Source organism: Corallococcus sp. AB049A, assembly GCF_003668885.1.
Lineage (GTDB): Bacteria > Myxococcota > Myxococcia > Myxococcales > Myxococcaceae > Corallococcus > Corallococcus interemptor.
Genome location: NZ_RAWL01000391.1, coordinates 1 through 8,132, shown reverse-complemented (window position 1 = coordinate 8,132; position 8,132 = coordinate 1). Strand labels below are relative to the sequence as shown.

Genomic DNA, 8,132 nt, shown 5'->3' with positions numbered 1-8,132 from the left:
GCTTCTTGCTGTGTCGTCGTGGGGGCAGGCTCCTGCGCCTCCTCCTTGCGGGCCGCGTTCGACCCCGCGCACCCGAGCAGCATTCCGCAGACGATTCCACTCCACACGAGCTGTCGCATGTTCCTCCAGGGGGCCCTTCCCGGGCCGGTTGAATGCCTACCGGTGGCGCAGCGCCGCATCGTAGGCGGCCCGCGTCCCTTCCGCGGCGCGGGCCCAGGTGAACCTCGAGGCCTGACGCTGGCCCGCCTCCGACAGCGCGCGGCGCTCTCCGGGCGAACGCAAGAGCCGGTCGATGACCGCGGCCAATCCTTCCGCGTCGTCCGGATCCACCGCGGGCGCGGCACCGCCGCACACCTCCGGCAGCGAGCCCGCCGTGGACACCACCGTGGGCGTGCCCAGGCGCATGGCCTCCAGGGGCGGCAGGCCGAAGCCCTCGTAGCGCGAGGGGAAGACGAACAGCGCCGCGCGGCGCATCAGCGCGTAGAAGATGGCGGGGGGCTGGTAACCCAGGGCTCGCACGTCCAGCCCCTCCGAGCGCAGCTGGGCGATGCGCGTCTCCACCGGCCCGGAGCCGTACCAGGCCTGCCCCGCGAGCACGAGCGTGAAGGGCCGGCCCTGCGCCCGCAGCCGCTCCTGCGCTTCCAGCACCAGGCCCACGTTCTTGCGCACGTCGAGCGAGCCCGCGTACAGCACGTAGTCCTTCGGCAGGTTGAGCGCGTGGAGGAAGTCCTCGCCGGCCGCGTCCAGCGCGGGCGCATTCACGTGGTCCACGCCGTTGTGCACCACCACGGTGCGCGGCTCCACCTGGGGGAAGCGGCGCACCAGGTCCTGGCGCGTGGATTCACTGATGCACACCAGCCGGTCCGCGAGCATCAGGCTGCGCGCGAGCCACAGCCGGAACTGCCAGCGGTACGGCGCGGAGACGGTGTGCGGCAAATCCAACGGCACCAGGTCGTGCACGGTGAGCACGTAGGCGGTGCCCGGCGTGCGCCGCAGCGGCAGGTTGAAGTTGCTGAGCGCGTGGTAGACGGCCGGCGGTGAGGCCTTGAGCAGCTTGGGCAACGTGGCCAGCGTCCACGGCGTTCGCTTCTGGACGCCGCGCGGGTGTTCGCCGGACCTGCGCGCGCCCATGCGGACCAGGGGGACGCCCTGGGCCTCGAGCGCCTCTGCGAGGCAGCGGGTGTAGAGGCCGATGCCGGTGGTGGGCTCGTCCCACAGGGTGGCGTCGAAGGCGATGGGTCCGGGGGTCGACACGGGCCGCCTCATACCATGCCCGTGTGGTACACACGGCCCCCCATGGCGGTCCATCAGCTGATCCCAAGCTTCGGCCCCGGTGACGCCTCCGGTCAGGCCGCGCTGCACATGCAACTCCTGCTGCGCCGCATGGGGCATGCGGGGGACATCTACGCGGAGGACGTCGCCAGCGGGCTGCAGGGCCTGGCCCGCCACGTCTTCACGCTGAAGCCGAAGCCGGATGACCTGGTGCTGTACCACCACGGCATCGCGTCACCGCTGGCCGGGCGGCTGATGCACATGGACTGCAAGCGCGGCGTGGTGTTCCACAACATCAGCCCCGCGCGCTTCTACCGGGACACGCCGCTGGAGCACGCGCTGGTGGCGGGCCGCGCGCAGGTGGCGGCCATGGCGCCGTTCCTGGACGTGTCCATCGGGGACTCGGACTTCAACGGCGCGGAGCTGCGCGTCGCGGGCCACCGCAACGTGCACACGGTGCAGCTCTTCATCGAAAAGGAGCGCTTCGCCGCGTCCGTGGCGGACAAGAAGCAGCTGAAGAAGCTGGCCGGGCCCGGCCCCACCCTGGTGTCGGTGAGCCGGGTGATGCCGCACAAGCGCTTCGAGGACCTGCTCGCGCTGCACCGCGAGCTGTTGCGCATCCGTCCCCAGGCGCGCCTGCTGATTGTCGGCGGCTACGAGCCGGGCAGCCGCTACTTCAAGCTGCTCCAGCGCGAGATGAAGGACCTGCGCGGCGTGCACTTCCTGGGGCGCCTGACGCATCCGCAGCTGGTGGCCGTGTACCGCTCCGCGGACGTGTTCGTCTCCATGAGCGAGCACGAGGGCTTCAGCGTGCCCATCATCGAGGCCATGGCCTCCGAAGTGCCGGTGCTCGCGTACGCGGCGGCGGCGGTGCCGGAGACGCTGGGCGGGGCGGGCATCGCGTTCGACCAGAAGCGCTACGCGTTCCTCGCGGAGCTGGCGGTGGACCTGACCGAGGACCGCGACCTGCGCCAGGCGGTGCTCGACGGCCAGACGCGCAGGCTCCAGCACTTCTCCCCCACCGCCGCGCAGGTGTCGTTCACGCGCGCGCTGGAGGGCGTGGTGGCCCCGCCGCCCCGTCCGCGCAGGGCCCCGGCGAAGCGGCCGCGCGTGGCGCTGGTGGTGCAGCGCTACGGCGAGGTGACGGGCGGCGCGGAGAGCCACGCCGCGCAGGTGGCGGAGCGCCTGTCGCAGCACTGGGACATCACGGTGGTGACGACCACCGCGAAGAACCACCAGACGTGGGAGAACACCTTCCCTCCTGGCGAGGACCGGGTGGGCCGGGTGAAGGTGCTGCGCTTCCCGGTGACGCGCACGCGCAACATCCACGCGTTCAACGGCCTGTCGCGCAAGCTGTTCGGCCACGCCAACGAACGGCTGCGCGAGGAGCAGTGGGTGGCGGAGCAGGGCCCGCTCTCCCCCGGGCTGCTGGACCACCTGGCCACCACGCAGGACGCGTACGACGGCTACCTGTTCTTCACGTACCTCTACGCGCCCACGGCGTGGGGCGTGCCGCTGGTGGCGGACCGCGCGATGGTGGTGCCCACCGCGCACGACGAGCCGCCCATCCGCTTCGGCGTCTATGGGGACGTGTTCAACCGGCCGCGCGTGCTGATGTGCAACACGCCGGAGGAGGTGGAGATGATCGGGCGCTTCCACCCGGCCCATGCGCGGGCGCGCGTGGTGGGCGTGGGCGTGGACGCGCTGCCGGCGGTGCCCGAGCGCTTCCGGGCGAAGTACGGCGTGCACGGCCGCTACCTGCTGTACGTGGGCCGGCTGGAGCCGGGCAAGGGTGTGCCGGAGCTGTTGAAGTTCCACCGCAAGCTGCGCGCTCGCTTCAATGACGCGCCGGAGCTGGTGCTCGCGGGCGAGGCGCACATGGACGTGAGCGGCGATGGCGTGCGGCACGTGGGGCGCATTTCCGAACAGGACAAGCACGACGCGCTGGCGGGAGCGCTGGCGGTGGTGGTGCCATCCAAGTTCGAGAGCCTGTCGCTGCTCACGCTGGAGGCGTTCGCGCAGGGGACGCCGGTGTTGGTGAACGGGAAGTCGGACGTGCTGGTGGGACAGGTGGAGCGCAGTGGCGCGGGCCGGGTGTACCGGGGGCTGGCGTCGTTCATTGAGGGGCTGCGCGAGGTGGGCGAGGCCCGGGACGCCATGGGCCAGCGGGCCCGCATCTACGCGCAACGGCACACGTGGCCCCAGGTGGTCGCGATGTACCGGGAAGAGATGGCGCGCATCGTGGAGGAGACACACCGATGAAGCTGCTCGGACGGGACATTCCCACGGGGGCCCTGGTGGCCCGCATCGAGGAGCGGCTGCGCGTGCGCGGGCTGCCCACGTCGGAGCCGGCGGAGGTGCCGGAGGACGGCGTGGAGCCGCGCGTGGATCCGCTGACGTTCAACATGCACGCGCTGGAGGAGAACGCGGACACGACGCGGGCCCTGCCGCTGCACACGCACCGCGGCGGCATGGGGCAGGCGGTGCTCGTGGCCAAGTGGGCCTTCCGCAAGACGTGCCAGGTGTTGATCAACGAAACCCTGGGGCGGCAGCGCGTGTTCAACGGGCTGGTGCGGGACTCCTACGCGCAGCTCTCCGCGGAGGTCATCCGGCTGCGCCAGGAGGTGGACACGCTGAGGGCCCAGGCCGCGAAGGCCCAGCCCCCGGAAGCCCCCAGGCCGCCCAAGCCGCCACATGACGAACAGGCCCGTCCACCGAAGCCGCGGCGCAAGGCCCGGGACCTTCCGGTGAAGCCGCCGGGAGCCTCCGAGCCTTCAGGACCCGCGGAGCAGCGCCATCGTCCGGCGCCTCCGCGCATCGACCTCAGCGCGTCATCGCAGGCGGCGGCACCGGACGCACGCCGCCGTCCGTCCAAGCCGGCCCACTCCAAGAAGGAGCGGTCCACGAAGGCTCCCCGCTCGAAGCAGGGCGGCCCGAAGAAGCGCTGAGGCCCCCAACGTGGCGCCCCTCGTCAGCGGGGCGCCCTTGCGAATCGCGGAGGCGCTAGCATGGCGGGCGGTGCGGTCTCGCACCGCAAGGGGGAACCACCATGCGTTCGTGCATTCTCGTCCTGGGCCTGCTGGCCCTCACCAGCGCCTTCCAAGCCGACGCCGCGGACAAGCCCAGCGCGCTCATCTGGAAGGGCTCCAAGGACAAGGCCGAAGCCGAAGCCCAGCTGAACTCCTGGGACGGCCTCGCGACGATGCTCGAGAACACGGGCCTCACCCTTCCGGAGGACCACCCCAGGCTCGTCCAGAGCAAGACCATCCCGGGCCTCAAGCCCGGCTTCTGGGTCTGGCTCCTGGGCACCTGCGCGTCCAACGAGGCCGCCCCCGTCCTCGAACACCTCAAGCTGCTCGCCCCGGGGACCTACTCCCGCCCCGTGAAGGTCGCCGCGAAGAAGCTCGCCTGTCCCAAGCCGCCGGAGTCCCCCCTGCGGGCCAGGGATGAAGTCCTCAAGCGCTCCTCGGGTGAGACCGTGCGCGTGTTCACCCAGGACGAGTCCGAGTCCCCCGACGAAGACGGACGCGGCGAATCCATCTCCCGGACCCGGTTCTACTTCGTCCTCTTCGGCAAGGACGGAGAGGTCCTCGCCACCGACAATGCCGAGGGCGACATCGACGTCAGCGGCAACGACCCTGGCGCAGGCCCCATCTCCTATCGCTGCACCGGCGCGAGCGTCGAAGTGCGGAAGGACGAAGGCAAGCTGGTCCTCACCCGCTCCTGCGCCGCCAACGCCTTCGCCGAGTGCGGCTCCGTGCTGTCCGCGGACGAGCGCGTCACCGTGACCGTGACCGGCAGCACCGTGTCCGCGAGCGCCGCGAAGCGCGAGAACGTGGAGTACGCCGAATGCGACTGACCGCCATGCTCAGGGGAAGCGGTACACGGTGACGTAGCCGTCCTGGTGGACCATCTCTCCTCCCAGTTCGTCCGTGATGAACTGGTGGCGGATGGGGTGGAAGTAGTGCGTCACGTACCACTTGAAGTGGTGCTCCTTCAGGTAGCGCCGCATCTCCTCGCGCTCCTCTGGCGTGACGGTGCCAAACGCATTGCGCATCCCCTCCGCCGCGCGGATGAGCCGCAAGTCCACCAGCGCCGACTCCCGCACCGGCAGCCGGGACAGCCGGGCGTAGGACACCGGCTTGCCGTGGAACATCTGCTCCCACTGGCCCTTCACGTTGTCCGTCAGCACCGCCGCCGGCATGGGCGCGTCGCGAATCTCATCGAACACCGCCGGCAGCTGGGGAACCCGCGGCATCAGCATCTCCGTCCCCCGGTACTCCACGTTGGGCACCAGCGCCACCGCGAGCGCCACCGCCACGCCCAGCCGCGCATCCCGCCGGGACGCCCACGCGCCCGCATGCGCCGCCGCGAACGCCACCAGCACGGACAACGACAAGAGCGTGAGCAGCACGAAGCGCACCGGCATGCCCCCGCGCGAGAACAGCGGCACCACGTGCTTGAACACCACGTAGGGCATTGGAATCTGGACCTTCAGCGGCACGTTGAACGCCGTCAGCGGCTCCGACAGCGCCAGGTAGACGGCCAGCGCCAGGAGCAGCAGCACGTCCCTCCGCCACACCCGCTCCCGCCACACGGGCACCCACGCCACCCCCAGCAGGGCGACGATGAGCAGCACCACCGGCGACACCCGGTCCTCCAGGCCGATGTTGAGCACCGTGCCCATGGACAGCACCGCGAAGCCCAGCCCCAGTCCCAGCCACCGGCGCCCCTCCGGCACGCCCCGCCACAGCGCGAAGACGGCCAAGAGCGGCGTCAGCCAGCCCAGGAAGGTGCCGGTCTCCTCCAGGTTGGCGGACATCTTCATGCGCATGATGTTCTGGGAGAACTCACGCGCCTTCGCGGGCAGGTCCGGCGTCCACGCCGACAACATGTCCGGAACGAAGAACGCGTACAGGTCCGAGAAGTAGTCGGAGTCCCCATGGTGGATCTGCAGCGGCGCGGGGAACGCATGCAGCATCAACGGCACCATGGGCGGCACGCACGCGAGCCCCGCCGCCAGGCCCGCCATCGCCGCCCGGCGCACGAGCGGATCCCTCCACGTGTCCACGGCCAGCAGCGGCCCCCGCTTCCACCGCTCCGCCACCACCCACAGGAGCGAGAAGAGCGCGATGTAGACGAGGTAGTAATAGTCACACAGCAACACGTACAACGCGCACAGCGCCAGCCCCACCAGCCACTTGCGCTTGCCCTCGTCCAGCCAGCGGAAGAAGCAGAGCAGGTAGAGCGGCAGCCCCTCCAGCGCGGTGAGGTTCAGGTGCGCCGTCGCGTGGGTCAGGTGGTAGCGCGAGAAGTTGAACACGCACGCGCCCGCCAGCGCCGCCGCCGCCGCGAGCCAGGGCCCATGCCCCGCGCGCTCCAGCAGGTAGCGCAACAGCAGCCACGACGTGTAGCCCGTCAGCACGAACGAACCGAACAGCACCACGTTGTACGCCGTCTCCACGGACATGAACGGCAGCAGCACCACGCCCCACAGCGTCTTCGCCGGCGCCAGCGTGTGCCAGTACAGCTCGGCGCCCAACGGCCAGTGGAGGAAGGGCGCGAAGTAGGGGTTCTGCGGCTGCACCCAGAGGGACTGCCGCATCCACCACAGGTGCCACATGTTCATGTAGACGTCTTCGCGCCCCCCCATCACGTATCCCTGCATCTGGGACACGAGCGGCCAGGTGTGGAACGCCGACAGCGCGAAGAACGTGAGCAGCACCAGCGGGTGCAGCACCCGCCGCATCAAGGGAGACATAGGCGCGCGGGACAACTCTAGAGGGGCCGCTCGGCGGCCATCAGCATGTTGTCGCCCAGGTTGAACGGGATGGACCAGCTGGACGGCACACCGCGCCGCACCAGGTCCAGCACCGGCGCCGCGGGCGTGAAGCTCGCCCCCACCTTCCGCAGCAGGTAGTCCGCGGAGATGATGTGCGTGTACGTCCGGACGTCCGTGACGCGGAAGCCCACCTCCTCCAGCAGCGTCGCCAGGGTGCGGCGGCCGAAATAGAACAGGTGCATGTCCATCAGCCACGGCCACTGTCCGCCCATCAGGCGCGCCAGCAGGCTGCCCGCGTCGATGGTGGACAGGTAGATGCGGCCGCCGGGGCGCGTAAGCTTGAGCGCCGCCTTCAGCTCCTCGCGCGGATCCGCGAAGTGCTCCACCACGTCCCAGAGCGTCACCACGTCGTACTGCAGCCCCTTCGCCGCCAGCTCCCGCAAGGGGAGGCCGTGCACCGTGAAGCCCAGGCCGCGCGCGTTGCCGGCGGCCCAGCGTGACAGCTCCAGCCCCTCCGGGCGGAAGCCCGCCTCACGCGCCACGTCCAGGAAGTAGCCGCAGTAGGCGCCCACGTCCAGGAGCGTGCGGCCCTGGGCCGGTCCCAGCTCGCGCAGCACGCGGCGGAAGGTGTGGTAGCGGTTGTCCTTCTCCGCGACGTAGAGCGGGTCCTCCACGTCCTGGTACGCCTGGAGCAGCACGTCCGGGGACAGGAGCGGCCACTGGAACATCATCCCGCAGTCCTCGCAGCCCCAGATGGGCGGGTGGCTCCGGTGGCCGAAGGACGTGCAGTTGTAGGCCTCCGCCCCCTGGGACTGCGCTGCGCCGCGCGCCCGGTGACGCAGCCGCAGGCGCCTTCCCTTGCACAGGTAGCAGGCATCCGGCACGGGGGCCAGGTGCGGTTCGGAGGCACGACGAGCGGCGTTGTCCTTCATGGCGGCGCACCGTAGCCGCTGGGGCCCACCGCCTCAACACGTCGGGCAGAACCCGTCCGGCCCATGGCGTCCGTCGCGCCAGGCGGCTTCCAGGCCCTAAGCTGCTGGCCTCCCAGCGACACGCCGCGACCACAGGCCCCCCTCCC

General features: G+C 70.7%; 6 protein-coding genes. 3 read left to right on the top strand and 3 right to left on the bottom strand.

Translation table 11 applies throughout. The features are described 5' to 3' along the window. Window positions 1-156: 156 nt before the first annotated feature. Window positions 157-1,266, bottom strand: a complete 1,110-nt coding sequence (locus D7X55_RS31095) for a glycosyltransferase family 1 protein (protein ID WP_120551947.1) — start codon at window positions 1,264-1,266, stop codon at window positions 157-159. 30 nt (window positions 1,267-1,296) lie between these two features. Here D7X55_RS31095 and D7X55_RS31090 point away from each other — a divergent pair, with 30 nt between their 5' ends. From D7X55_RS31090 to D7X55_RS31080, 3 genes are all read left to right on the top strand, one after another. Next, window positions 1,297-3,534 (top strand): glycosyltransferase family 4 protein, encoded by a 2,238-nt coding sequence (locus tag D7X55_RS31090; RefSeq protein WP_120551948.1) that lies wholly within the window; start codon window positions 1,297-1,299, stop codon window positions 3,532-3,534. Next, window positions 3,531-4,220, top strand: a complete 690-nt coding sequence (locus tag D7X55_RS44885) for a hypothetical protein (RefSeq protein WP_233610172.1) — start codon at window positions 3,531-3,533, stop codon at window positions 4,218-4,220. The genes D7X55_RS31090 and D7X55_RS44885 overlap by 4 nt, the downstream gene beginning before the upstream one ends. Window positions 4,221-4,321: 101 nt before the next feature. Then, window positions 4,322-5,131 (top strand): hypothetical protein, encoded by an 810-nt coding sequence (locus tag D7X55_RS31080; protein ID WP_121724958.1) that lies wholly within the window; start codon window positions 4,322-4,324, stop codon window positions 5,129-5,131. Between the two features lie 9 nt (window positions 5,132-5,140). On the opposite strand, the gene D7X55_RS31075 is transcribed toward D7X55_RS31080, so the two are convergent. Further along, the gene (locus D7X55_RS31075; protein WP_121724957.1) at window positions 5,141-7,033 is read right to left on the bottom strand and encodes a hypothetical protein; all 1,893 of its coding nucleotides are present in this window, start codon (window positions 7,031-7,033) and stop codon (window positions 5,141-5,143) included. A 17-nt stretch (window positions 7,034-7,050) separates the two neighbouring features. After that, a complete protein-coding gene (locus D7X55_RS31070; RefSeq protein WP_233610171.1) occupies window positions 7,051-7,986 on the bottom strand; it encodes a class I SAM-dependent methyltransferase in 936 nt (311 codons plus the stop codon). Window positions 7,987-8,132 lie beyond the last annotated feature (146 nt).

Coding starts and splice junctions, on each gene's coding strand:
- D7X55_RS31090 (WP_120551948.1), top strand. CDS start 1,297: ATGGCGGTCCATCAGCTGATCCCAAGCTTCGGCCCCGGTGACGCCTCC.
- D7X55_RS31075 (WP_121724957.1), bottom strand. CDS start 7,033: ATGTCTCCCTTGATGCGGCGGGTGCTGCACCCGCTGGTGCTGCTCACG.
- D7X55_RS44885 (WP_233610172.1), top strand. CDS start 3,531: ATGAAGCTGCTCGGACGGGACATTCCCACGGGGGCCCTGGTGGCCCGC.
- D7X55_RS31080 (WP_121724958.1), top strand. CDS start 4,322: ATGCGTTCGTGCATTCTCGTCCTGGGCCTGCTGGCCCTCACCAGCGCC.
- D7X55_RS31095 (WP_120551947.1), bottom strand. CDS start 1,266: ATGAGGCGGCCCGTGTCGACCCCCGGACCCATCGCCTTCGACGCCACC.
- D7X55_RS31070 (WP_233610171.1), bottom strand. CDS start 7,986: ATGAAGGACAACGCCGCTCGTCGTGCCTCCGAACCGCACCTGGCCCCC.